Source organism: Variovorax sp. OK212, assembly GCF_900112425.1.
In the GTDB taxonomy this organism is placed as follows: Bacteria; Pseudomonadota; Gammaproteobacteria; order Burkholderiales; family Burkholderiaceae_C; genus Variovorax.
In genome coordinates, this window is record NZ_FOLP01000013.1 from 178,845 (window position 1) to 201,046 (window position 22,202).

Sequence of the window (22,202 nt, forward strand, 5' to 3'; positions counted from 1 at the left end):
TCATGCAGGGCGCGTGGTGGGCGCAGCAGCCTTGGGCAGGCTCTTCTTGTCGAAAGAGCGGATGTTGTCGAACGACAGGCGCACTTTCTCGCCCACCGTGAGCTTGGTGTAGCGCCGCTCGCCCTCGCGGCTGAGCTCCTTCTGCAGCGCGAAGACCGATTGCGGGCGCGACAGCGGGTCGAGCGACATGCACCACTCGACCACTTCGATGAGGTTGTCGGAGTACACGCCGCGCAGGCGCGACAGCGACAGGCTGAGCCGGTCTTTCTCGATGCGCCGCGGCGCGTCGTTGGGCGGGTAGCCCTGCATGCAGGCGTAGATGCAGGCGCCGATGGCGTAGATGTCGGTCCACGGGCCCATGGACGAATCGCGCCGGTACATCTCGGGGGCGGCAAAGCCGGGGGTGTACATCGGGCGGATGAAGATGCCTTCCTTGCTGAGCACTTCGCGCGCGGCGCCGAAGTCGATCAGCACGGCGCGGTCGTCGTCGGTGACGAAGATGTTGGCCGGCTTGATGTCCAGGTGCAGCATCTTGTACTGGTGGACGATGCGCAGGCCGCGAAGGATTTCGTCGAACAACGAGCGGATGGTCGATTCGCGGAACACCTTCTGCTTCTTGAGGTCGCGCGCCGTGACCACGAAATCCTGCAGGGTCGCGCCCTCCAGGTAGTTCATGACCATGTAGACGGTCTCGTTCTCGCGAAAGAAATTGAGCACGCTGACCACCGAGGCGTGCGAGATCTGCGCGAGCGAGCGGCCTTCCTCGAAGAAGCTCTTCAGGCCGAGCCGGTAGAGCGACAGCTTCTCGGGCGGCACCTGCGGTGCGAGCTCGCCCGGCCCGCGCGTGGCGAGCGACGAGGGCAGATATTCCTTGATGGCAACTTGCTGCCCATTGGAGTCGATGGCGAGATACACGACGCCGAAACCACCCGCTGAAAGCCGGCGTATGACGCGGTATCCGCCGATGACCGTATCGGGCAACAGGGGCGTAGGCTTGACCTTTGACATAATCCGGGAGTTTCGCCCGAAGGCGATGGTGCGGCAAGCGAACGCCGTGCCGACGCCTCGGTGCATGCAAGCAAAACCACAGTGAGGCGCAATGCCAGTTTACAGCATGACCGGCTACGCCAGCGGCCAGAACGGGTCCGCAGGCAGCCACTCCGAAGCCGAGGCACGGCCTGCCGCCGCAGGTCGACTCGGGGTCGAAATCCGCTCGGTCAACAGCCGCTTCCTCGACCTGACCTTCAAGCTGCCGGAAGAACTCCGCCAGCATGAAACCGCCCTGCGCGAGCTGCTCACGGGCAAGCTCAAACGGGGCAAGGTCGAAGTCAGGGCGGCCATCGAGACCACGGCGCAGGCCGGCGTTGTCGAGCCCTCCGTCAAGCTGCTCCAGCGGCTCAACGGGGTGCAGGACAGCATCAAGGCCTGGTTGCCCAGCGCCCGCGAGCTGAGCGTGGCCGATGTGCTGCGCCTGGCCGGCGGCGACAGCGCCGCCCGCGGCGACTGGAGCGCCGACCTGCTCGAGGTTGCCGGCAAGGCGCTCGACGGCCTGATGTCTGCCCGCCAGCGCGAAGGCGCCCGGCTGGCCAAGATGCTCGAGGCCCACCTGGCCCAGCTGCGCACCCTGGTGCAGCAGGCCGGCCCGCTGGTCCCCCAGCTGGTCGAGCAGCAGCGCACCCGCTTCCTGGAGCGCTGGCAGGAGGCCATGGGCCTGACCGCCGGCACCGGCGGCACCCTGCCCGAGGCCGCCCAGGACCGTGCCCTGACCGAAGCCACCGCCTTTGCCATTCGCATCGACGTGGCCGAGGAACTGACCCGGCTGAACTCGCATCTGGACGAGATCGAGCGGCTGCTCAAGAAGGGCGGCGAGATCGGCAAGCGCCTCGATTTCCTGATCCAGGAACTGCACCGCGAGGCCAACACCCTGGGCTCGAAGTCGGCGGCGCTAGAGCTCACGCGCATCGGCGTGGACATGAAGGTCCTGATCGAGCAGATGCGCGAGCAGGTGCAGAACATCGAATGACGAGCGAAAGAATGGACTACCCCGGCAATATCTTCGTGGTGGCGGCGCCCAGCGGCGCCGGCAAATCGAGCCTGGTCAAGGCGCTGATGGAGCTCGATTCGGCTGTGCAGCCTTCGGTGTCGCACACGACCCGGTCGCCGCGCGGCCAGGAAAAGCACGGCCGCGAGTACTTCTTCGCCTCGCCGTCGGAGTTCGACGCCATGATCGCGGCCGACGGCTTCGTGGAATGGGCCCATGTGCACGGGCACCGCTACGGCACGTCGAAGCGGGCCGTCGAAGAGCGCATCGCCCAGGGGGCGGACGTGATTCTCGAAATCGACTTCCAGGGCGCGCTGCAGATCCGCAAGACCTTCGCCAACGCGGTGATGATCTTCATCCTGCCGCCGAGCTGGGAAGAGCTGCGCTCGCGGCTCGAGCGGCGCGGCGAAGACAGCGCCTCGGTGATCGAACTGCGCCTGAAGAACGCCGCCGAAGAGATGGCCCGGGCGGGGGAATTCGACTTCGTTATAATCAACGAGGTATTTGAGCGCGCGCTTTTCGATCTGAAGGTGATCGTCCACGCTCAGCGGCTCCGGTATTCCGCGCAACGCCGTGCGCGTGCCGACACATTTGCCGCACTGAACATCCCCTGATATCCGAGTTCACCGCTCACCGACAGAAAGATTCTCATCATGGCCCGCATCACCGTCGAAGATTGTCTCGTCAACATCCCGAACCGTTTCCAGCTCGTCCTGGCCGCCACGTACCGTGCGCGCATGCTGAGCCAAGGTCATGCGCCGAAGATCGAGAGCAAGAACAAGCCCGCCGTGACCGCCCTGCGCGAAATCGCCGAAGGCAAGATCGGCCTCGAAATGCTCAAGAAGGTGCCGGGCTGATCTGACGCAGCCCTGCAACGAAAAGGCACCGCAAAGCGGTGCTTTTTTTATGTCCGGACGCGTCCATACAGCGGTCACGCTAAAGTGATAGACATGAGCGCGGTAGCCAAATCTCAGTCCCACGCCCCCAAAGGCGCGCCCAAGCCCAGCCCGGCGGCGCTGAATGCGGCCGCCGCCAGCTTCGCTGCGTTGACGGCGCGCCTCGATTACCTGAGCGCCGAAGACACCGAACAGGTGCGCCGCGCGTACCGTTTCGCCGACGAGGCCCACCTCGGCCAGCTGCGCAACAGCGGCGAGCCGTACATCACGCATCCGATCGCGGTGGCTGCGCAATGCGCCGAGTGGAAGCTCGACGCGCAGGCGCTGATGGCCGCCCTGCTCCACGACGCTATCGAGGACTGCGGCGTCACCAAGCCCGAACTCATCGAGCGCTTCGGTGCCCCGGTCGCCGAACTGGTCGACGGGCTCACCAAGCTCGACAAGCTGCAGTTCAACACCCGCGAAGAGAACCAGGCCGAGTCGTTCCGCAAGATGCTGCTGGCCATGGCGCGCGACGTGCGCGTCATCCTGGTCAAGCTGGCGGACCGCACGCACAACATGCGCACGCTGGCCGATGCGCCGCGCGAAAAGTGGGCCCGCATCTCGCGCGAGACGCTCGACATCTATGCGCCCATCGCACACCGGCTCGGACTGAACCAGACCTATCGCGAACTGCAGGAACTGTCGTTCCGGCATCTGAAGCCTTGGCGCTACGCCACGCTGTCGAAGGCCGTGGCCAAGGCGCGCGGCCGCCGGCGCGACCTGATCCAGAAGGTGCAGAAAGAGGTCGAGACCGCGTTCTCGGCCGCTAGCATGACGCTGCGCATCGCGGGACGCGAAAAGACGCTGTACTCCATCTACCGCAAGATGGAAGAAAAGCACCTGAGCTTCGCCCAGGTCACCGACATCTACGGTTTCCGGCTGATCGTGCCGAACGTGATCGCCTGCTACACCGGGCTCGGCATCCTGCACCAGATGTACAAGCCGCTGCCGGGCAAGTTCAAGGACCACATCGCCATTGCCAAGCTCAACGGCTACCAGTCGCTGCACACCACCCTGGTGGGCCCGGCCGGCGTGAGCGTGGAGTTCCAGCTGCGGACCGAGGCGATGCACGTGGTGGCCGAATCCGGCGTGGCGGCGCACTGGCTGTACAAGGCGGCCGAGCAGAATGCGGCCGGCAACGACCGGCTGGGCACCAAGTGGCTGCAGTCGCTGCTCGACATCCAGGATGAGACACGCGACGCCGCGGAGTTCTGGGACCACGTCAAGGTCGACCTGTTCCCGGATGCGGTGTACGTCTTCACGCCGAAGAGCCAGATCATGGCGCTGCCGCGCGGCGCCACGGTGGTCGACTTTGCGTACGCCATTCACAGCAACATCGGCGACCACACTTCGGCCGCCCGCATCAACGGCGACCAGGTGCCGCTGCGCACCGAACTCAAGAACGGCGACGTGGTCGAGGTGATCACTGCGCCGGTGTCCACACCCAACCCGGCCTGGCTCGGGTTCGTTCGAACCGGCCGGGCACGCTCCAAGATCCGCCATTACCTCAAGACCCTGGCGCATGCCGAGTCCGAAGGCCTGGGCGAAAAGCTGCTGGCGCAGGCGCTGCGCGCCGAAGGCCTGAGCAAGCTGCCCGAGAACGACGAGGAGCATCAGCCGCTTTGGGAAAAGCTGTTGCGCTTCACCGGCAACCGCACGCGCTCCGAGCTGCTGACCGACATCGGCCTGGGCAAGCGCATCGCCAGCATCGTGGCGAAGCGGCTCGTGTCGATGCTGTCGGAGTTGGGCGAACGCCCCGACGCGTTGCTGCTGAGCCGCGAGCGCTTCATCTCGCACGAAACCGTGTCGCAGGGCGCGGTCACGCTCGACGGCAGCGAGAACTCGTCGGTGCGGTTCGCGCTGTGCTGCCGCCCGATTCCCGGCGACCAGATCGTCGGCTACCTCGGGCATGGGGAAGGCCTGGTGGTGCACACGGAAGATTGCGGCGTCGGCCAGCGGCTGCGCCACAAGGACAGCGAGCGCTTCTTCGCGGTCGAATGGGCGGACGAGCCGACGCGGCCTTTCGAAACCGGCGTGGTCATCACCGTGCGCAACGACAAGGGCGTGCTGGCACGCGTCGCCGCCACATTGGCCGACGCAGAGGCCGACATCACGCATGTGGAAATGGCCGACGAAACACCGCAGGACTCGACCGACCTGCGCTTCGTGATCGCCGTGCGCGACCGCACGCACCTCGATGCCGTGCTGCGCGCCGCGCGGCGAACGTCATCGGTGCTGACCGCCTCCCGGACGGTTCCAGCGCCCTGACGCAGCCCGAGGACTACGCCGCGGCCGGGCCTGGCGCGGGGTAGCTCACCGACAGAATCTCGACCTCGTGCGCGCCGCCCGGCGTCACGAGCTTCACCACATCACCTTCGCGCGCCTTGAGCAAGGCCCGCGCGATCGGCGAGATCCAGCTGACCTGCGACTTCGCGCTCTCCGCCTCGTCGATGCCGAGGATGGTGACCGAGCGTTCGTCGCCCGATTCGTCGGCGTAAAGCACCGTGGCGCCGAAGAAGACCTGGTCCCGGCCGTGATGCACGGAAGGATCGGTGATCTCCGCGATCTCGAGCCGCTTGGTGAGGAAGCGGATGCGGCGATCGATTTCGCGCAGCCGCTTCTTGCCGTAGAGGTAGTCGCCGTTTTCGGAGCGGTCGCCGTTCTTGGCGGCCCAGTGCACGGTCTCGACGATCTTCGGCCGCTCCTCGTCCATCAGGTGCAGCAGCTCGTCGCGCAGGCGCGCGTAACCCTCGGGGGTGATGTAGTTCTTGCCGCCGGCGGGCAACGGCGGCAACCCGCCATCGGCGCCGTCGTCATCTCCGTCGGTGTCTGATTCCTTGGTGAATGCCTTGCTCACGCAAACTCCTCCAAAAAGAAAAAAGCCCGCAACTTTCGTTGCGGGCTTTTTATGTAGTGGTGCGGCTGGCAGGAATTGAACCCACGACCCCTTGGTTCGTAGCCAAGTACTCTATCCAACTGAGCTACAGCCGCACAGCTTGCAATTATAGCCCGATTTTCTCGGTCTTTCTGGAATCATCAGGCCGATCGACGTGAAAGCCTGAAAAGGAAAAAGCCCGAAAGACGAATCTTTCGGGCTTATTCATAGTTGGTGCGGCTGGCAGGAATTGAACCCACGACCCCTTGGTTCGTAGCCAAGTACTCTATCCAACTGAGCTACAGCCGCTGAGCCTTCGATTATAGCCCGTTTTTTGACTCATCCATCGAAGTGATGCACAAACATTGCCGGATGACGACAACAAGAGGCAGTGGTAGGCCGTGATGGGCTTGAACCATCGACCAACGGATTATGAGTCCGCTGCTCTAACCAACTGAGCTAACGGCCCACGCGGCACGGATTCTATTCGCCGCGGCCGCCTACTTGCGATGGCTCAGCGCGTTGCTCACCAGGCGCGACGTGATGTCGACGATCTGGATCATCCGCTCGTAAGGCATGCGCGTCGGCCCGATCACGCCGAGCGTGCCCACGACCTGCCCATCGACCTCGTAGTTGGCGCTGACGATGGAGAGCTCCTCGAACGGCACCACCTGGCTCTCACCGCCGATGAAGATGCGCACGCCCTCGGCCTTGCTCGAGACATCGAGCAGCCGCATCAGCTGCGCCTTCTGCTCGAAGAGTTCGAAGGCGCGGCGCAGTTGTCCCATGTCGCTGGAGAAGTCGCTCACTGCGAGCAGGTTGCGCTCCCCGGAGATCACCACGTCGTCTTCCTGCGCCTCGGTCAGCACTTCGGAGCTGACCTGCACCGCCGCCTGCATCAGCGTGGCGATTTCGCCGCGCAGCTTCTCGATTTCGGACTGGAGCTTGTCGCGCACCTGCTCGATCGTCAGGCCCGCATAGTTCGCATTGATGTAGTTCGAGGCCTCGACCAGCTGCGACTGCGAGTACTCGGCCTCCGGAAAGATCACCCGGTTCTGCACATCGCCGTCGGGCGACACGATGATCACCAGCAGCCGCTTCTCGGACAGCCGCAGGAACTCGATCTGCTTGAACACCGACGCGCGCCGCGGCGCCATCACCACGCCCACGAACTGCGACATGTTCGACAGCAGGTGCGCCGCATTGGCGATCACCTTCTGCGGCTGGTCGGGCGCGAGGCTCGGCGCGCTCATCTGCTCGCGCTGCGCGGTCAGCATGGTGTCCACGAAAAGGCGGTAGCCGCGGTGCGTCGGGATGCGTCCGGCCGAGGTGTGCGGACTGGCGATCAGCCCCAGCGCCTCGAGGTCGGACATGACGTTGCGGATGGTCGCGGGCGACAGGTCGAGCCCCGCCGAACGCGAGAGCGTGCGCGAGCCGACGGGTTGCCCGTCGGCGATGTAGCGCTCGACGAGCGTCTTGAGCAGCAACTTGGCACGGTCGTCCAGCATTGCAAGATTTTAGTGTTGTAATTTGTGAGATATGACCTCTCGCTTTCGCCACGTCGCCCTGATCGGCAAATACCAGGCTTCCGGCGCCCGAGCGCAGGCGGATGCGCGCGACGGCGTGATGGAGGGCATCGGCGCCTTCCTGGAATCGCAAGGCTGCACGGTTTTCGTCGAACGCTCGACCTGCAAGGAAGAAGAGGAAGACGAAGGCGCTCCCGCCCATCCGCGCTATGAAGCGCTGTCGGTCGAGGAAATCGGCCAGCGCTGCGACCTCGGCCTGGTGGTCGGCGGCGACGGCACCATGCTCGGCATCGGCCGGCAGCTCGCCAGCTACGGCATTCCGCTGATCGGCATCAACCGCGGCCGCCTCGGCTTCATCACCGACATCCCGCTGGACAACTACCAGGCCACGCTGATTCCCATGCTGGCCGGCGAATACGAGGAAGACCACCGCAGCCTGATGCATGCGCAGGTCATGCGCGACGGTGCCTGCGTGTTCGACGCGCTCGCGATGAACGACGTGGTCGTCAACCGCGGCGCCACCTCGGGCATGGTCGAGTTGCGCGTCTCCGTGGGCCGCCACTTCGTGGCCAACCAGCGCGCCGACGGCCTGATCATCGCCACGCCCACCGGCTCGACCGCCTACGCGCTGTCGGCCGGCGGGCCGCTGCTTCATCCGGCGGTGCCGGGCTGGGTGCTGGTGCCGATCGCGCCGCACACGCTCTCGAACCGCCCGGTGCTGCTGCCCGATGCCGACGAGATCGTCATCGAGCTGGTCGGCGGGCGCGACGCCAGCGCCAATTTCGACATGCAGTCGCTGGCCTCGCTCGCGATCGGCGATCGCGTGGTGGTGCGCCGCTCCGACTTCCGCGTGCGCTTCCTGCACCCGCGCGGCTGGAGCTACTTCGACACATTGCGCAAGAAACTTCATTGGAACGAAGGGGGCTCCTGACATGGCGCTGCGACGCATCGCACTGCGCGACTTCGTGATCGTGCGATCACTCGAACTCGACCTGTCCGGCGGCTTCACGGTATTGACCGGTGAAACCGGCGCGGGCAAATCCATCCTGATCGACGCGCTGCAGCTGGCGCTCGGCAACCGGGCCGATGCCGGCGCGGTGCGCGAAGGCGCCGAACGGCTCGACGTGAGCGCCGAGTTCGACGCCGACCCGGCGCTGGCCGCGTGGCTCGACGACGGCGGTTTCGAAGCCGGCGACGCCCTGCTGCTGCGCCGCACCGTCGACCTGCAGGGCCGCAGCCGCGGCTGGATCAACGGCAGCCCGGCCACGGCCACGCAGTTGCGCGAGCTTGGCGACCGCCTGCTCGACATCCACGGCCAGCACGCCTGGCAGAGCCTGACGCGGCCCGAAGCCGTGCGCGGCCTGCTCGACGCCTACGCCGGCGTGCGCACCGACGCGCTCGACGCCGCCTGGCAAGGCTGGCGCCAAGCGCTTTCCGCGCTCGAACATGCGCGCTCGGCGCAAGACTCGCTGCAACGCGAGCGCGAACGGCTACAGTGGCAGATCTCCGAAGTCGCCAAGCTCGCACCGGGCGTGGACGAGTGGGAAGAGCTGTCGACCAACCATTCACGCATCTCCAACGCACAGGCGCTGATCGACGCGGCCCAGGGCGCCAGCCAGGCACTGGAAGACGACGACAACGGCGCGCTCGCCGCCCTCACGCGCGCGGCCACGCTGCTGCAGAACTGCGAACACATCGAGCCCGAGTTCCGCAACCTGGGCGAGGTGCTCGCCTCCTGCGTGGCACAGGCCTCCGACGCGGCCCATTCGCTGCACGGCTACCTGCGCGATACCGACGCCGACCCACGCGGCCTGGCAGACCTGGACGAACGCATGGGGCTGTGGATGTCGCTCGCGCGCCGCTACAAGCGCACGCCGGCCGACCTGCCGGCGCTGCTGGCCGGCTGGCAGGCCGAACTGCAGGCGCTCGATGCGCAAAGCGATCTCGACGGCCTCGAGCGTGCCGAGCAGGCCGCCCAGCAGGTCTACATGAAGGAAGCCAAGTCGCTCGGCAAGGCCCGCAAGCAGGCGGCGCCGCGCCTGGGTCAGGCCGTGACCGACGCCATGCAGGGCCTCGGCATGCAGGGCGGGCGCTTCGAGGTCGAGCTGCAGCCGCTGGCACAGCCCGGCCGCGCAGGCCTCGAAGACGTGGCCTTCCTCGTGGCCGGCCACACCGGCAGCACGCCGCGCGCCATCGGCAAGGTGGCCTCGGGCGGCGAACTGTCGCGCATTGCATTGGCCATTGCCGTCACCACCAGCCAGCTCGGCGCCGCGCAGACGCTGATCTTCGACGAGGTCGACGCCGGCGTCGGCGGTGCGGTGGCCGAGACGGTCGGCCGCCTCATGAAGCAGCTCGGGCGCGACCGGCAGGTGCTCGCCGTGACCCACCTGCCCCAGGTTGCGGCCTGCGCCGACCACCATCTCGTGGTCGCCAAGCGCCAGACGGCGGCGGCCGGCAAGGAAGGCCCGCGCACCGAGAGCGGCGTGTCGCGCCTCGACGACGACCACCGCGCCAAGGAAATCGCCCGCATGCTCGGCGGCGAGAAGGTCTCGCAGACCTCGCTCGCGCACGCACGGGAAATGCTGGGGCACCAGGCCTCGGCGATCGCGCCATGAACCTCGACCTCGTGCTCATCACGGGCATGTCGGGCTCCGGCAAGTCGGTCGCCCTGCATGCGCTGGAAGACGCGGGCTACTACTGCGTCGACAACCTGCCGCCCGAGCTGCTCACGCCGTTCATCGCGCTGCAGCACGAGCAGGAAACGCCGCGCGTCGCCATCGCCATGGACGTGCGCAGCGGCGTGTCGCTGCCGATCGTTCCCCAGCAGCTCGAAGCGCTGCGGCGCGACGGCGGCATCTCGTTGCGCTCGCTGTTCCTCGACGCGACCACCGACGCGCTGCTGCGCCGGTATTCGGAAACCCGCCGCCGCCACCCGCTGTCGCGCCAGGAAGGCCGCACCGACGTGCCCGAGCAGCACCGCGTGCTGATGCAGGCCATCGAACTCGAGCGCGAGCTGCTGGCCGACCTGCGCGACGGCGCCGACGTGATCGACACCAGCCTGATCCGGCCGGCGCAGCTGCAGAGCTACATCAAGTCGCTGATCTCGGCACCGCAGAGCGCGCTGACGCTGGTGTTCGAATCGTTCGCCTTCAAGCGCGGCGTGCCGCTGGACGCGGACTACGTGTTCGACGTGCGCATGCTGCCCAACCCGCACTACGTGCCGGCGCTGCGCCCGCTCACGGGCCGCGACGAGCCGGTGATCGAATGGCTGCGCGAGCACGACGACGTGGCGCGCATGTACGACGACATCGAGCAGTTCCTGTCGCACTGGCTCGACGCACTGGCGCGCGACCACCGCAGCTACGTCACGGTGGCCATCGGCTGCACCGGCGGGCAGCACCGCTCGGTGTTCCTGGTCGAGCAGCTGGCGCGCTCGTTCGGCGCCCGCTGGGGTGCGCTGAAGCGGCACCGCGAGCTCGACGCTAGCTGATCTGCCGAACAGCCGGTCAGCTGTTCATCAGGTCTCGCCGCTCTCCAGCAGCTTGCGCATCGGCGCAGGCAGGCCCAGCCGGGCCCATTCTTGCGCCTCGACCCAACGCGCACCCTCGCCCTGCGGCTGGCTGCCTTGCAGCAGCACGGGGTGCAGGTGCAGGTCCTTGTGGGTCAGCACGTGGGTGAAGGCCGGCAGGTCTTTCACGCCGCGCTGCGCGGCCGCGGGCAAGACGGCCAGAAGCTCGTCGCGGCTTTCGAACACGGGCAGGCAATACAGCCCGGCCCAGATGCCCTTGGCCGGCCGCTTCTCCAGCCACACGCGGTCCTGCGCATCGCGCGCCAGCAGCACCCAGAGCGACTGGGCGCTGCGCTTGAGCTTGCGGGTCTTCACCGGATAGCGCTCGGGCGCGCCTTCGCGCCGCGCCACGCAGGGCGTGTTGACCGGGCAGATCATGCAGCTGGGCTTGCGCGGCAGGCACACGGTGGCGCCCAGGTCCATCAGCCCCTGCGTGTAGTGCGCGATCGCCTCGCGCTGTTCGGCGGGCGGCAGCAGCTGTGTTGCAAGGTCCCACAGCGCGCGCTCCTGCGCGGTCGACGACATGTCGCCCGCAAAGCCCAGCACGCGCGTCAGCACGCGCTTCACGTTGCCGTCGAGGATCGCCACGCGCTCGCCGAAGCAGAACGCGGCAATGGCGGCGGAGGTCGAACGGCCGATGCCGGGCAAGGTGACGAGCTCGGCGGCGGTGCGCGGAAACTCGCCGCCGAAACGCGCGACGACGTCCTGCGCGCAGCGGTGCATGTTACGCGCGCGGCTGTAGTAGCCCAAGCCGCTCCAGAGGCCGAACACTTCGTCTTCGGTGCCGGCGGCCAGTGCCTTCACGTCGGGAAAGCGTTCGAGAAAACGCGCGAAATAGCCAAGCACCGTCGAGACCTGCGTCTGCTGCAGCATCACCTCCGACAGCCACACGCGGTACGGGTCGCGGGTGTTCTGCCACGGCAGTTGGCTGCGGCCGTGGCTGCGCTGCCAGGCCACGACCTGCGCGGCGAAATCGGGGGGCAATTGCAATGTCGCAGCCGCCGTGGAGGCGGAAGACTCAGGCCGCACGCAGCTCGCCGACGGTCGCCGTGGCAGGCGGCTTGCCCGGCTGCGCGATCAGCGACGTGAACTCGCGCAGCCGCACGTGCAGCTCGGCCAGGTCGCGTTCCTGCGCAGCGAGTTCGAGCAGCCGTTCATCGAGGTTGCCCGCCGCGCTCTGGATGCGCTCGATCGCCTCGATGCGCTTGCTGAAGTTGCGGCGGCGCTCCTTGAGCTGCGCATCGATCTGCGCGCTGGCACCCTTGCTCCAGCGCTCGACCTCGGTCATCGCAGCCTCGTTGACGAGGCGCAGCCGGCTGGCCAGCGCACGAACCAGCTTGTCGCAGAAGTCGGCCTGCGCGAGCTTCAGCAGGTTGCCCACGCCCAGGTAGTGGACGTGGCTGCGCTCGATCTGGCTGAGCTCCTGCTCGAAGCCCGTGAGGTCGGGCTCGGCCGGCGCCTGCAGCGTGAAGCCCTGCTCGGCGTTGAGCTGGCGGAAGGTGGCGTGCAGCATCGACTGGATCTCGGCCGTGGTCGCCTGCACTTCGCGCAGGTTGTTGCGCAGCGAATCGAAAGTCTCGCCGTACACCTTGCGCACGTTGAGCTTGACGCCGGGGCGCTTCAGCGCGGCCGACAGCCGCACCATGTCGGCCTTCAGCGCGGTGCGCCCGAGCACGGCGTACACCTCGCGCAGCAGCTTGCCCTGCACCGAGCGCAGCGCCAGGATGCGCGTGTTGCTGCCTTCGAATTCGGCGTGTTCCTGGTCGATGCGCGCACGCATGTGGCGGATCACCGAGACGTTCTTGCCGCGCAGTCCCTGCAGCTCGAGCGCCTGCTCCGACAGGTCGCGCTGGCGCACCTTCAGGATGCGTTCGGCTTCAGCGCGCAGCGCGGTCATGCCCGCATCCACCGCCAGGCGCAGCATGGTCTCGCGCTTGCCGAGCACACCTTCGGCCAGCAGCGTTTCGAGCGCCGGCAGGCGGCTGGCCTGCAGCAGCTGCGCGTCGTGCTGGATCTTGGCCTGCAGCCCCTTCTGGGCGGACACCGGCAGCACCTGCGCAAGCGGCACTTCGAGCAGGCGGGCCGCGCCTTCGCGCTGGCGTTCGATCTGCTGTTCGATGTGCGCGGGCGTGCTCAGCGTGTCCCACATCGTGTCGATCTTGTTGAGCACCACGAAGCGCGTGTCGCTGCCTTCGTCCTCGGTGATCAGGTGTTCGCGCCAGATCGACAGGTCGGAGCGCGTGACGCCGGTCTCCGCGCCCAGGATGAAGACCACCGCATGCGCCTGCGGGATCAGGCTCACCGTGAGCTCGGGCTCCGCGCCGATCGCGTTCAGGCCTGGCGTGTCGAGAATCACCAGCCCCTGCTCCAGCAGCGGATGCGGCATGTTCAGCACCGCATGGCGCCAGCGCGGGATTTCGACGCGGCCTTCGGCGTCCTGCACCGGGTTGTCGTCGGGTGTCTCGTCGTTCCAGAAGCCCAGCGTGCGCGCTTCTTCCTTGCTGACCCAGCGCACCTCGGCCACCTTGCCCATGGCCAGCGCGAGTTGCTCGGCGTTGCCCACGTCGATGGCGATCTCGGTCCAGCGCGTCGGCTTGTCGCGCCAGTGCACGAGCGAATGCGGCTCCAGGCGGGTCTCGATCGGCAGCAGGCGCAGCTTGGGCGCCTGCGCGGGGTCGTAGCCCAGCTCCGTCGGGCACATCGTCGTGCGGCCCGCGCTCGCCGGCATGATGCGGCGCCCGTAGCTGGCGAAGAAGATGGCGTTGATCAGCTCCGACTTGCCGCGCGAGAACTCCGCCACGAAGGCGACCATGACCTTGCTGGTGCGGATCTGCGTCTCGAGCCCGCGCAGCCGCTCGGCCACCGCCTGGTCGAGCAGCTCGTTCTCGCTCAGCCAGCGGGACAGCCACTGCAGCCGGCGCGCGAAGTTGCTCCGCCACGCACCGTGCTGATCGAGTTGTTGGTTGAAGGAGCGGCTCAAGGGAGATATGTAAGAAAGAGCTTACAAATATAGCATCGGGAAGCGTTCAGCAACCGTTTCTTGTGCATTCCATCACGGTCTTCGCAGGCCTCGGTCATGCTTACTTCTGGCAATTGGGACAGTAATAGGTGGAGCGCTGCCCTTGGCGCAGCAGCCGGATCGGCGTTGCGCAAACCCGACATGGCTCGCCGGCCCTGCCGTAGACGGTCGCCTCGAGCTGGAAATACCCGTTCTGGCCGTCCACGTTGGAGAAATCGCGCAGCGTGCTGCCGCCCTTCTCCACCGCCCGCGCCAGGATCTCGCGCACCGCCGCATGCAGCCTGGCCGCGCGCGGACGGCTGATGCGCGCCGCCGACAGCGTCGGCCGGATGCCCGCCTGGAACAGCGCCTCGGACGCATAGATATTGCCCACGCCCACCACCACGTCGCCCGCCAGCAGCACCTGCTTGACGGCCGTCTTGCGCTTCTTCAGGCCGGCATGGAAGGCATCGAGGTCGAACGCGTCGCCCAGCGGCTCCATGCCCAGGCCGCCGAGCAGCTTGACGGCCCACGGGGCGTCTTCGTGCTCGACGTAGACCACGGCACCGAAGCGGCGCGGATCGTTCAGCCGCAGCGTGCCGCGGTCGGTCACCAGGTCGAAGTGATCGTGCGTGCCGGCGGGTGGCAGCGCCGCGTCGAAACGCAGGCTGCCCGACATGCCCAGGTGCAGCAGCAGGATGCCGTGATCCAGGTCGATCAGCAGGTACTTGCCGCGGCGGCGCACCTGGAGCACCCGGCGTCCGACCAACGCCTCGGGCACCACCATGAGCGCCCAGCGCAAAGGCTTGCCGATGCGCACCGCGTCGATGCGCGCACCGGCGATGCGGTCGGCAAAACCGCGCCGGGTGACTTCGACTTCGGGTAGTTCGGGCATGAAAAAAGTAAATCTCCGGCAAACGCCTGCGGCGACGAAGCCCCACGCGGTGCTCGTTCAAAAGCCTGGATTATTATGGCCAGATGAACTTTTCGCCCCGCCGACACCGCCTTGCGGCGGCCGCGTCTCTCGCCTTGATGGCTTGTGCGGTCCACGCACAAACGTCCGATCCCGCAGCCCCCGCCAGCCCCGCGCCGGTCATCGAGCGCTCCGCGCCGGCGAAGCCGCCGGCAAGGCCCCGCGTGGTGGCCGCGGCCAAGCCGGCTGCCGAAGCCGTGGTTGTGGAACCGTCCGCGCTCACGGCCGACCTGTTCTACGAAATCCTGATGGGCGAGTTGACGACCCGCTCCGGCGACCCCGGCTCCGGCTATGCGCTCGTGCTCGACGCGGCGCGCCGCCTGCGCGACGGCAAGCTGTTCCAGCGCGCGGTCGAGATCGCACTGCAATCGCGCTCCGGCGACGCGGCGCTTGCCGCGGCACGGGCCTGGCAGGAAACGCTGCCGGCGTCGCGCGAAGCGCGGCGCATCGAGCTGCAGATCCTCATCGCGCTGAACCGCATCAGCGAAACCGTCGAGCCGCTGCGCGCCGAAGTGGCGGCCACCTCGCAGATCGAGCGTCCGCTATTGATGGCCGTGATTGCGCGCAACTACTCGCGCGCCACCGACAAGAAGCTCGCGGCCTCGGTGGTCGAGCAGGCACTGTCCGACGAACTCAAGAACCCGGCCACCGGCGGGCTGGCCTGGGCCACCGTCGGGCGCCTGCGCCTCAACGCGGGCGATGCGTCCGGCGCGCTGGAAGCCGCCCGCAAGGGCCAGGAGATCGACCCGGCCTCCGATGCGCCGGCCGTGCTGGCGCTGGAGATGATCGATCCCGGCCAGCCGCTTGCCGAGCCGATCGTCACGCGCTACCTGAGCAACAACCCCAAGGCCGCGCCCGACCTGCGCATCGCCTACGGCCGCGTGCTGGTCGAGAACCGCCGCTACAGCGACGCCACCACGCAGCTGCAGGCCGTCACCTCGTCGCGCCCCGAGCTCGCCGAGCCGTGGCTGCTGCTCGGCAGCCTGCAGATGCAGGCCAAGCAGGACGCCGCCGCCGAGACCTCGATCAAGCGCTTCATCGAGCTGTCGAACAGCCCGAGCAACAAGGACACCGACGCCTCCGACCGCAAGCGCGGCGTGTCGCAGGCGTACTTCGCGCTGTCGCAGCTGGCGGAGCGGCGCAAGGACTACGCGGGCGCCGAGCGCTGGCTCTCGCGCATCGACGGCGGCGCCGAGGAGATCGTGGCCGCGCAGACCCGCCGCGCCGCGCTGCTGGCCCGCCAGGGCAAGCTGCCGCAGGCACGCGAAGTGATTCGCGCCCTGCCCGAGCGCACCGCGGAAGACAAGAAGCAGAAGTTCCTCGCCGAAGTGCAGCTGCTGCGCGACGCCAAGCAGTACCAGGCCGCCTACGACATGCTGGCCCAGGCCTCCGTGGCATCGCCCGAGGACAGCGACCTCGTCTACGACCAGGCCATGGTCGCCGAGAAGCTCAACCGCCTGGACGACATGGAGCGGCTGCTGCGCCGCCTGATCGAGCTGAAGCCCGAGAGCCAGAACGCCTACAACGCGCTCGGCTATTCGTTCGCCGATCGCAAGATCCGCCTCGACGAAGCGCACACGCTGATCAAGAAGGCCGTGCAACTGGCGCCGGACGATCCATTCATCGCCGACAGCCTGGGCTGGGTCGAGTTCCGGCTCGGCAACACCGACGAGGCGATCCGCATCCTCGAGGCCGCGTACAAGACGCGTCCTGATCCGGAAATCGGCGCGCATTACGGCGAAGTGCTGTGGGCGACCGGCCAGAAGGACCGCGCGGTCACGATCTGGAAGGAAGCGCTGCTGAGCGACGCCGAGAACGAGACGCTGCAGGAAACCCTCAAGCGCCTGCGGGTGAAGCCCTGACGTGGTGCAAGTGAGCGCATCGGCGCCAGCCACCTCCGTCGAGCGCGGCCGCCGCACCCTGCTCGCGGCGGGCGGCGCGGCCATTCTCCTGATGGCGGGCTGCGCCCAGCTGTCGGGCGGCTCCTCGGCACCCACGCGCTCGGACAGCTGGAGCGGGCGCATGTCGCTGCGCATCGAGAGCGAACCGGTGCAGACCTTCGCGGCGCTGTTCGAACTCCGCGGCTCGGCCGAAGCCGGCGACCTCACGCTGACGACACCGATCGGCAGCACGCTCGCGCAACTGCATTGGGCGCCCGGCGAAGCGCTGCTGAAGGACGGCAGCCGCACGCGGCGCTTCGATTCGGTCGATGCGCTGATCGAAGCGGCCACGGGCGCGGTGATTCCGGTCGGCGCGCTGTTCGGCTGGCTCGCGGGCCGCAACGACCCGGTGCCCGGCTGGAAGCCCGACCTGGGGCAACTCGCCAACGGCCGCCTGCAGGCCGTGCGCGAATCGCCAAGCCCGCGCGCGGACCTGCGCATCGTGTTCGAACGGTCATGAAGGCGATCTACGACCTTCCCGCGCCGGCCAAGCTCAACCTCTTCCTTCACATCACCGGCCGGCGCGACGACGGCTACCACCTGTTGCAGTCGGTGTTCATGCTGATCGACTGGTGCGACACGCTGCACGTCGAGCTGCGCCGCGATGGCCAGCTGAGCCGTGAAGACCTCACGACGGAATTGCCGCCCGACGACCTCGTCCTGCGCGCCGCGCGCGCCCTGCAGATCTTCGCCGCGCCCGGCCAGGGCGCGCACATCGGCGTGGCCAAGCACGTGCCGGCACAGGCGGGCATGGGCGGCGGCTCCTCGGACGCGGCCACCTGCCTGCTCGCGCTGAACCGCCTGTGGGGTCTGAACCTGCCGCTTTCGCGCCTTGCCCATATCGGGCTGAAGCTGGGCGCCGACGTGCCTTTTTTTCTGGGCGGCCGCAATGCGTGGGTCGAGGGCGTCGGAGAGCAACTGACTCCGGTTACACTCCTTCCCGCGCACTTCGCGGTGGTCAAACCTCCCGAAGGACTCGATACCCGATTAATTTTTTCAGCAACAGATCTTGAACGTTCAACTCCTGTTGCTATAATCACAGGCTTTGCTGCAGAGAGCGAATCGCTCGAAGCGACAAACCTGAAAAACTCGGTTCTGAGTGCTTCGGTTTTCGACTTCGGTCACAACGACCTGCAGCCGGTTGCACAGCGACTTTGTCCCGCGGTCACCGACGCCATCGAATGGCTCGGCGCCCAAGGATTGAAGGCCCGAATGACCGGCTCCGGAAGTTCGGTATTCGCGAAGTTGCCGCAAGCGCCGCAGGAAGCGGAACTGCTGAAGGCCCCCAAGGGCTGGCAGGTTCGTCAATGCAGCAACCTGGAAGTTCATCCGCTGTGCGGTTGGGCAACCTGAAGATGATCGGATCGTTCATTCGATTCGATGCGACATATATCGGTTGGTGGTGAAAACCATCGACCCGTGTAGGGGAGTCGCCAAGCTGGTTAAGGCACTGGATTTTGATTCCAGCATGCAAAGGTTCGAATCCTTTCTCCCCTGCCAAATCTTCAAAGACTGCGGCCCAACGGCCGCAGTCTTCATTTGCAGCCCACCCGCTGCAATAATCGGCGGCCTACCGGTCGCCATGCATCACAAACCTTTGGCGGCTTCCTAAGCCAACTTGCACTGCCGGGACGCGCTCATGCAGGCTAATCACCCTGACTTCATGGTTTTCACCGGCAACGCCAATCCTGGCCTTGCTGCAGAAATCGCGCACAACCTCGGCACTTCGCTGGGTGCCGCTCGCGTCGGTCGCTTCTCCGACGGTGAAGTCACCGTCGAGATCAACCAGAACGTCCGGGCGCGCGATGTGTTCGTGGTGCAGTCGACCTGCGCGCCGACCAACGAAAACCTGATGGAACTGCTGATCATGGTCGATGCGCTCAAGCGCGCCTCGGCCGAACGCATCAGCGCCGTGATCCCCTATTTCGGCTATGCCCGCCAGGACCGCCGCCCGCGCTCGAGCCGCGTGCCGATCTCGGCCAAGGTCGTGGCCAACCTGCTGGAAACCGTCGGTGTCGAGCGCGTGCTCACGATGGACCTGCACGCCGACCAGATCCAGGGGTTCTTCGACATTCCCGTCGACAACATCTACGCCTCGCCCGTGCTGCTGGGCGACCTGCGCGCCAAGAACTACGAAGACCTGATCGTGGTCTCGCCCGACGTCGGCGGCGTGGTCCGTGCCCGTGCACTGGCCAAGCAACTGAACTGCGACCTCGCCATCATCGACAAGCGCCGCCCGAAGGCCAACGTCAGCGAAGTCATGAACGTGATCGGCGAGATCGACGGGCGCAACTGCGTGATCATGGACGACATGATCGACACGGCCGGCACGCTGGTCAAAGCGGCCGAAGTGCTGAAGGAACGCGGCGCCAAGAGCGTCTACGCCTATTGCACGCACCCGATCTTCTCGGGCCCGGCCATCGAGCGCATCACGCAGGGCTCGGCCCTCGACGAAGTGGTCGTGACCAACACCATTCCCCTTTCCGACGCGGCCCTGGGCTGCGGAAAGATCCGCCAGCTCTCCGTGGCACCGCTGATCGCCGAAACGATCCAGCGCATTGCCAAGGGCGAGTCGGTGATGAGTTTGTTCTCGGACCAGGACAACCTGTTCTGATCTGAGCAAAAAGCGGGCGCCCCTCCCATTCCGGACCGGCGCCCTTGTTGAACCGGAGTCGCACTGGTCGCGGTGGACTCTTACAGGAGCTAGTTATGAAATTCGTCGCTTTTGAGCGCGCAAAGCAGGGCACGGGTGCGAGCCGCCGTCTCCGCATCTCGGGCAAGACCCCTGGCATCGTCTACGGTGGCGACACCCAGCCGCAACTGATCGAAATCGATCACAACGCGCTGTGGCACGCCCTGAAGAAGGAAGCCTTCCACGCAACCGTGCTCGAAATGGAAATGGACGGCAGCGTCAGCAAGGTTCTGCTGCGCGACGTGCAATACCACCCGTTCCGCCAGCTGGTGCAACACATCGACTTCCAACGCGTCGATGCCAAGACCCGCATGACCATGAAGGTGCCGCTGCACTTCAAGGGCGAGGAAGAGTCCGATGCCGTCAAGCTCGAGCAAAACCTGGTCAACCACGTCACGACCGAACTGGAAGTGAACTGCCTGCCCGCAGAACTGCCTGAGTTCATCGAAGTGGACCTGTCGGGTCTGAAGAAGAACGGCACCGTCACGCTGAAAGACATCAAGCTGCCCCGCGGCGTGAAGTGGGTCAGCCACGGCAAGGTGAACCCGGTGCTGGCTTCGGCCGTCGCTCCGGCCGCCGAAGAAGTCGAAGCTCCCGCCGAAGGCGCAGCCGCTGCAGATGCAGCAGCTCCCGCAGGCAAGGGTGGCAAGGCTGCTCCCGCCGCCAAGACCCCCGCTGCCAAGACCGCCAAGAAGTAATCAACTTCCTCGCGTCTGTCGGTATGAAGGCCCGCCCCGTGCGGGCCTTCTGCTTTTGGCGGACGGGATAATCCACGACCATGATCAAGCTGTTCGTCGGCCTCGGAAACCCGGGCCCTGAGTACGAAGCCACGCGCCACAACGCGGGCTTCTGGTGGATCGACGCCCTCGCGCGCGACTGGAAGCTCAACCTCGTGCCCGAGCGGAGCTACCACGGCCTCGCGGCGCGCACCAGCATCGGCGGCCAGAGCATCTGGCTGCTGGAGCCACAGACCTTCATGAACCTGTCGGGCAAGTCGGTCGGCGCCCTCGCCCGCTTCTTCAAGATCGCGCCCGAGGAAATCCTCGTGGTGCACGACGAGCTCGACGTGGTGCCGGGCCAGGTCAAGCTCAAGTTCGGCGGCAGCCATGCGGGCCACAACGGCCTGCGCGACATCCATGCGCAACTGGGCACCGGCGACTACTGGCGCCTGCGCCTGGGCATCGGGCACCCCGGCGTGAAGTCGGAGGTCGTCAACTGGGTGCTGAAGAAGCCGCTCAAGGAACAACGTGAAGCCATCGACGACGCCATCGTGCGCACCCTCCACGCGGTGCCCGCGCTGATCGCGGGCGAGATGGAGAAGGCGACGCTGCTGATTCACACGAGCAAACCGCCCCGGCCCAAACCGCCGCGGCGGGAGCCCGGCGAAGGGGGCACGCCTGCCGCCACCTAGCCGGCCACCGGAGTGCAGGGAGGGAGAGAAATAAAAATGAGCAAGAAGAAGAGAACAGGAAGCACGGCGGCGGGGAGAAGAAGCCGAATCGCTATATTTTTGATAGCGGCATGCGCCTGGTCCATGGGCGTGTCAGCCCAAAGTGCCGCGCAAACCTGGCGCTGTGGCAATACCTATGCCGACCGGCCCTGCGACGGCGGCAAGACGGTGAAGGTGGAAGACCAGCGCAGCGACCAGGACCGCCGGGCGGCCGACGCCGGAACCCGCAGCGCGCAAACCCACGCCGACCATCTGGAGCGCACGAGGCTGACCCAGGAAAAGGCCGCCCACGACCGCGACCAGCGGGCCGCGCGGGAAGGCAGGAGCGCCGCAATGGCCGAGCGGCGGCTCGCCATGTCGGAGCAGAAGGAGCGGGAGCGCGCACGCAAGGCGGCCAGCGAGCCGCGCAAGTCCAGCATGAGTTTCAGCGGCGGCCCGGGCGCGAAGGCGGCCGGGGGCGACGCGCCGGAGCGCAAGAAAAAGAAGCGGAAGTCGGCCGAGTGAATGCGAAGAGCGCCAGGAGCGCAAAGAACGCGAACTAGGCGCCGGTCGAAGCCGTCGTCACCTTGATCGCCGTGAGACGCTCGTACTTCTGCATGAGCGTCTCGCGGCTTTCCACGTGTTCGGGGTTCAGCGGAATGCACGCCACCGGGCAGATCTGCACGCACTGCGGCTCATCGAAGTGGCCCACGCATTCGGTGCACTTGTGCGGGTCGATCTCGTAGAACGCCTCGCCCATGTAGATCGCATCGTTCGGGCACTCGGGCTCGCAGACATCGCAGTTGATGCATTCGTCGGTGATCATGAGGGCCATCCCCCGATTATCGCGGGGCCGGACACACGGGCAGCCCGTGAATGACAAAGGCCACATTCACGGCACACTTGTTGCACGAGTCAGTTATGCTGCGCCCCGCCCCATGAGTCTGTTCCTACTAAAGCGCCTTGCCACGCTGATCGGCACCTTGATCGGCGCCTCGGTCATCGTCTTCCTCGTCCTCGAGATCCTGCCCGGCAACGCCGCGCAGATGCTCATGGGCCCCGACGCATCGCCCGAGGCTGTCGCGGCCCTGGCCACCAAGCTCGGCCTCGACCTGCCGGCGTGGACGCGCTACTGGCACTGGATCGGCGGCCTGCTCACCGGCAACCTCGGCGACAGCTACGCCTACAGCTCGCCGGTGCTCGACCTGATCCTGGAGCGCCT

21 protein-coding genes, 4 tRNA genes and 1 pseudogene are annotated in these 22,202 nt (G+C 66.7%); 16 read left to right on the forward strand and 10 right to left on the reverse strand.

Annotation, left to right across the window (positions count from 1 at the left end):
- Positions 1 to 1,008, reverse strand: a complete 1,008-nt coding sequence (locus tag BM004_RS28985) for a serine/threonine protein kinase (protein WP_093132551.1) — start codon at positions 1,006 to 1,008, stop codon at positions 1 to 3.
- 91 nt (positions 1,009 to 1,099) lie between these two features.
- Between BM004_RS28985 and BM004_RS28990 the strand changes: the two genes are divergently transcribed.
- The 4 genes from BM004_RS28990 (at position 1,100) to BM004_RS29005 (ending at position 5,247) form a co-directional block, all read left to right on the forward strand.
- Positions 1,100 to 2,023 (forward strand): YicC/YloC family endoribonuclease, encoded by a 924-nt coding sequence (locus tag BM004_RS28990; protein ID WP_093132549.1) that lies wholly within the window; start codon positions 1,100 to 1,102, stop codon positions 2,021 to 2,023.
- A gap of 11 nt (positions 2,024 to 2,034) precedes the next feature.
- The gene (gene gmk, locus BM004_RS28995) at positions 2,035 to 2,655 is read left to right on the forward strand and encodes a guanylate kinase (RefSeq protein WP_093132547.1); all 621 of its coding nucleotides are present in this window, start codon (positions 2,035 to 2,037) and stop codon (positions 2,653 to 2,655) included.
- A 39-nt stretch (positions 2,656 to 2,694) separates the two neighbouring features.
- On the forward strand, positions 2,695 to 2,898 hold the full coding sequence (gene rpoZ, locus BM004_RS29000; protein ID WP_007835875.1) for a DNA-directed RNA polymerase subunit omega: 204 nt from the start codon (positions 2,695 to 2,697) through the stop codon (positions 2,896 to 2,898).
- A 93-nt stretch (positions 2,899 to 2,991) separates the two neighbouring features.
- On the forward strand, positions 2,992 to 5,247 hold the full coding sequence (locus tag BM004_RS29005; protein WP_093218659.1) for a RelA/SpoT family protein: 2,256 nt from the start codon (positions 2,992 to 2,994) through the stop codon (positions 5,245 to 5,247).
- 13 nt (positions 5,248 to 5,260) lie between these two features.
- Here the strand turns inward: BM004_RS29005 and greB are convergent, their stop codons facing one another.
- The 5 genes from greB to hrcA all read right to left on the reverse strand — a co-directional run bounded on the left by greB (position 5,261) and on the right by hrcA (position 7,362).
- On the reverse strand, positions 5,261 to 5,836 hold the full coding sequence (gene greB, locus BM004_RS29010; RefSeq protein WP_093132543.1) for a transcription elongation factor GreB: 576 nt from the start codon (positions 5,834 to 5,836) through the stop codon (positions 5,261 to 5,263).
- A gap of 57 nt (positions 5,837 to 5,893) precedes the next feature.
- Positions 5,894 to 5,970 (reverse strand) — tRNA-Arg (locus tag BM004_RS29015).
- 116 nt (positions 5,971 to 6,086) lie between these two features.
- Positions 6,087 to 6,163: transfer RNA gene (locus tag BM004_RS29020), tRNA-Arg, on the reverse strand.
- Between the two features lie 83 nt (positions 6,164 to 6,246).
- A tRNA-Ile gene (locus BM004_RS29025) sits at positions 6,247 to 6,323 on the reverse strand.
- Positions 6,324 to 6,354: 31 nt separating this feature from the next.
- Positions 6,355 to 7,362 (reverse strand): heat-inducible transcriptional repressor HrcA, encoded by a 1,008-nt coding sequence (gene hrcA, locus BM004_RS29030; protein ID WP_093132541.1) that lies wholly within the window; start codon positions 7,360 to 7,362, stop codon positions 6,355 to 6,357.
- Positions 7,363 to 7,393: 31 nt separating this feature from the next.
- On the opposite strand from hrcA, the gene BM004_RS29035 reads away from it, so the two are divergent.
- Genes BM004_RS29035 through rapZ form a run of 3 tightly spaced genes read left to right on the forward strand, consistent with a single transcriptional unit; the run spans position 7,394 to position 10,870 of the window.
- The gene (locus BM004_RS29035) at positions 7,394 to 8,311 is read left to right on the forward strand and encodes an NAD kinase (protein WP_093132523.1); all 918 of its coding nucleotides are present in this window, start codon (positions 7,394 to 7,396) and stop codon (positions 8,309 to 8,311) included.
- Between the two features lies 1 nt (position 8,312).
- Complete coding sequence (gene recN / locus BM004_RS29040) at positions 8,313 to 9,995, forward strand: DNA repair protein RecN (RefSeq protein ID WP_093132521.1); 1,683 nt, start codon at positions 8,313 to 8,315, stop codon at positions 9,993 to 9,995.
- On the forward strand, positions 9,992 to 10,870 hold the full coding sequence (gene rapZ, locus BM004_RS29045; RefSeq protein WP_093132519.1) for an RNase adapter RapZ: 879 nt from the start codon (positions 9,992 to 9,994) through the stop codon (positions 10,868 to 10,870). Before recN ends, rapZ begins: the two co-directional genes overlap by 4 nt.
- A 27-nt stretch (positions 10,871 to 10,897) precedes the next feature.
- Here the strand turns inward: rapZ and mutY are convergent, their stop codons facing one another.
- The 3 genes from mutY to mutM form a co-directional block, all read right to left on the reverse strand.
- Positions 10,898 to 11,932, reverse strand: a complete 1,035-nt coding sequence (mutY, locus tag BM004_RS29050; RefSeq protein WP_093218660.1) for an A/G-specific adenine glycosylase — start codon at positions 11,930 to 11,932, stop codon at positions 10,898 to 10,900.
- Between the two features lie 34 nt (positions 11,933 to 11,966).
- Positions 11,967 to 13,928: a dynamin family protein gene (locus tag BM004_RS29055; RefSeq protein WP_093218662.1), complete on the reverse strand. Its 1,962-nt coding sequence runs from the start codon at positions 13,926 to 13,928 to the stop codon at positions 11,967 to 11,969.
- Positions 13,929 to 14,028: 100 nt separating this feature from the next.
- The gene (mutM, locus tag BM004_RS29060; RefSeq protein WP_093218663.1) at positions 14,029 to 14,841 is read right to left on the reverse strand and encodes a bifunctional DNA-formamidopyrimidine glycosylase/DNA-(apurinic or apyrimidinic site) lyase; all 813 of its coding nucleotides are present in this window, start codon (positions 14,839 to 14,841) and stop codon (positions 14,029 to 14,031) included.
- 83 nt (positions 14,842 to 14,924) lie between these two features.
- On the opposite strand from mutM, the gene BM004_RS29065 reads away from it, so the two are divergent.
- From BM004_RS29065 to BM004_RS29100, 8 genes are all read left to right on the forward strand, one after another.
- Positions 14,925 to 16,781, forward strand: coding sequence for a tetratricopeptide repeat protein (locus BM004_RS29065; protein ID WP_093132511.1), 1,857 nt, complete (start codon positions 14,925 to 14,927; stop codon positions 16,779 to 16,781).
- Between the two features lies 1 nt (position 16,782).
- Positions 16,783 to 17,319 (forward strand): lipoprotein insertase outer membrane protein LolB, encoded by a 537-nt coding sequence (locus BM004_RS29070; protein ID WP_256220094.1) that lies wholly within the window; start codon positions 16,783 to 16,785, stop codon positions 17,317 to 17,319.
- Positions 17,316 to 18,212, forward strand: a complete 897-nt coding sequence (gene ispE, locus BM004_RS29075) for a 4-(cytidine 5'-diphospho)-2-C-methyl-D-erythritol kinase (RefSeq protein WP_093218665.1) — start codon at positions 17,316 to 17,318, stop codon at positions 18,210 to 18,212. The genes BM004_RS29070 and ispE overlap by 4 nt, the downstream gene beginning before the upstream one ends.
- Positions 18,213 to 18,282: 70 nt before the next feature.
- Positions 18,283 to 18,359 (forward strand) — tRNA-Gln (locus tag BM004_RS29080).
- Positions 18,360 to 18,498: 139 nt separating this feature from the next.
- Positions 18,499 to 19,473 carry a ribose-phosphate pyrophosphokinase gene (locus BM004_RS29085; RefSeq protein WP_093132507.1) on the forward strand — a complete coding sequence of 325 codons (975 nt, stop codon included), beginning with the start codon at positions 18,499 to 18,501 and terminating at the stop codon, positions 19,471 to 19,473.
- Positions 19,474 to 19,568: 95 nt separating this feature from the next.
- Positions 19,569 to 20,249, forward strand: coding sequence for a 50S ribosomal protein L25/general stress protein Ctc (locus BM004_RS29090; RefSeq protein ID WP_093218666.1), 681 nt, complete (start codon positions 19,569 to 19,571; stop codon positions 20,247 to 20,249).
- An 80-nt stretch (positions 20,250 to 20,329) separates the two neighbouring features.
- Complete coding sequence (gene pth, locus BM004_RS29095) at positions 20,330 to 20,962, forward strand: aminoacyl-tRNA hydrolase (protein WP_093132503.1); 633 nt, start codon at positions 20,330 to 20,332, stop codon at positions 20,960 to 20,962.
- Positions 20,963 to 20,998: 36 nt separating this feature from the next.
- Complete coding sequence (locus BM004_RS29100; protein WP_177206633.1) at positions 20,999 to 21,505, forward strand: hypothetical protein; 507 nt, start codon at positions 20,999 to 21,001, stop codon at positions 21,503 to 21,505.
- A gap of 34 nt (positions 21,506 to 21,539) precedes the next feature.
- Here the strand turns inward: BM004_RS29100 and BM004_RS29105 are convergent, their stop codons facing one another.
- On the reverse strand, positions 21,540 to 21,815 hold the full coding sequence (locus BM004_RS29105; RefSeq protein WP_093132499.1) for a YfhL family 4Fe-4S dicluster ferredoxin: 276 nt from the start codon (positions 21,813 to 21,815) through the stop codon (positions 21,540 to 21,542).
- 103 nt (positions 21,816 to 21,918) lie between these two features.
- On the opposite strand from BM004_RS29105, the pseudogene BM004_RS29110 reads away from it, so the two are divergent.
- Positions 21,919 to 22,202 (forward strand): annotated as a pseudogene (locus BM004_RS29110) (ABC transporter permease); the annotation flags it as partial.

What these genes read in the sequence shown, in the direction of transcription:
- BM004_RS29085 (WP_093132507.1), top strand. Translation starts at nt 18,499, where the DNA reads ATGCAGGCTAATCACCCTGACTTCATGGTTTTCACCGGCAACGCCAAT.
- BM004_RS29090 (WP_093218666.1), top strand. Translation starts at nt 19,569, where the DNA reads ATGAAATTCGTCGCTTTTGAGCGCGCAAAGCAGGGCACGGGTGCGAGC.
- ispE (WP_093218665.1), top strand. Translation starts at nt 17,316, where the DNA reads ATGAAGGCGATCTACGACCTTCCCGCGCCGGCCAAGCTCAACCTCTTC.
- BM004_RS28985 (WP_093132551.1), bottom strand. Translation starts at nt 1,008, where the DNA reads ATGTCAAAGGTCAAGCCTACGCCCCTGTTGCCCGATACGGTCATCGGC.
- BM004_RS29105 (WP_093132499.1), bottom strand. Translation starts at nt 21,815, where the DNA reads ATGGCCCTCATGATCACCGACGAATGCATCAACTGCGATGTCTGCGAG.
- rapZ (WP_093132519.1), top strand. Translation starts at nt 9,992, where the DNA reads ATGAACCTCGACCTCGTGCTCATCACGGGCATGTCGGGCTCCGGCAAG.
- gmk (WP_093132547.1), top strand. Translation starts at nt 2,035, where the DNA reads ATGGACTACCCCGGCAATATCTTCGTGGTGGCGGCGCCCAGCGGCGCC.
- BM004_RS29005 (WP_093218659.1), top strand. Translation starts at nt 2,992, where the DNA reads ATGAGCGCGGTAGCCAAATCTCAGTCCCACGCCCCCAAAGGCGCGCCC.
- BM004_RS29035 (WP_093132523.1), top strand. Translation starts at nt 7,394, where the DNA reads ATGACCTCTCGCTTTCGCCACGTCGCCCTGATCGGCAAATACCAGGCT.
- mutM (WP_093218663.1), bottom strand. Translation starts at nt 14,841, where the DNA reads ATGCCCGAACTACCCGAAGTCGAAGTCACCCGGCGCGGTTTTGCCGAC.
- rpoZ (WP_007835875.1), top strand. Translation starts at nt 2,695, where the DNA reads ATGGCCCGCATCACCGTCGAAGATTGTCTCGTCAACATCCCGAACCGT.
- BM004_RS29065 (WP_093132511.1), top strand. Translation starts at nt 14,925, where the DNA reads ATGAACTTTTCGCCCCGCCGACACCGCCTTGCGGCGGCCGCGTCTCTC.
- recN (WP_093132521.1), top strand. Translation starts at nt 8,313, where the DNA reads ATGGCGCTGCGACGCATCGCACTGCGCGACTTCGTGATCGTGCGATCA.
- hrcA (WP_093132541.1), bottom strand. Translation starts at nt 7,362, where the DNA reads ATGCTGGACGACCGTGCCAAGTTGCTGCTCAAGACGCTCGTCGAGCGC.
- pth (WP_093132503.1), top strand. Translation starts at nt 20,330, where the DNA reads ATGATCAAGCTGTTCGTCGGCCTCGGAAACCCGGGCCCTGAGTACGAA.
- BM004_RS29100 (WP_177206633.1), top strand. Translation starts at nt 20,999, where the DNA reads ATGAGCAAGAAGAAGAGAACAGGAAGCACGGCGGCGGGGAGAAGAAGC.
- BM004_RS28990 (WP_093132549.1), top strand. Translation starts at nt 1,100, where the DNA reads ATGCCAGTTTACAGCATGACCGGCTACGCCAGCGGCCAGAACGGGTCC.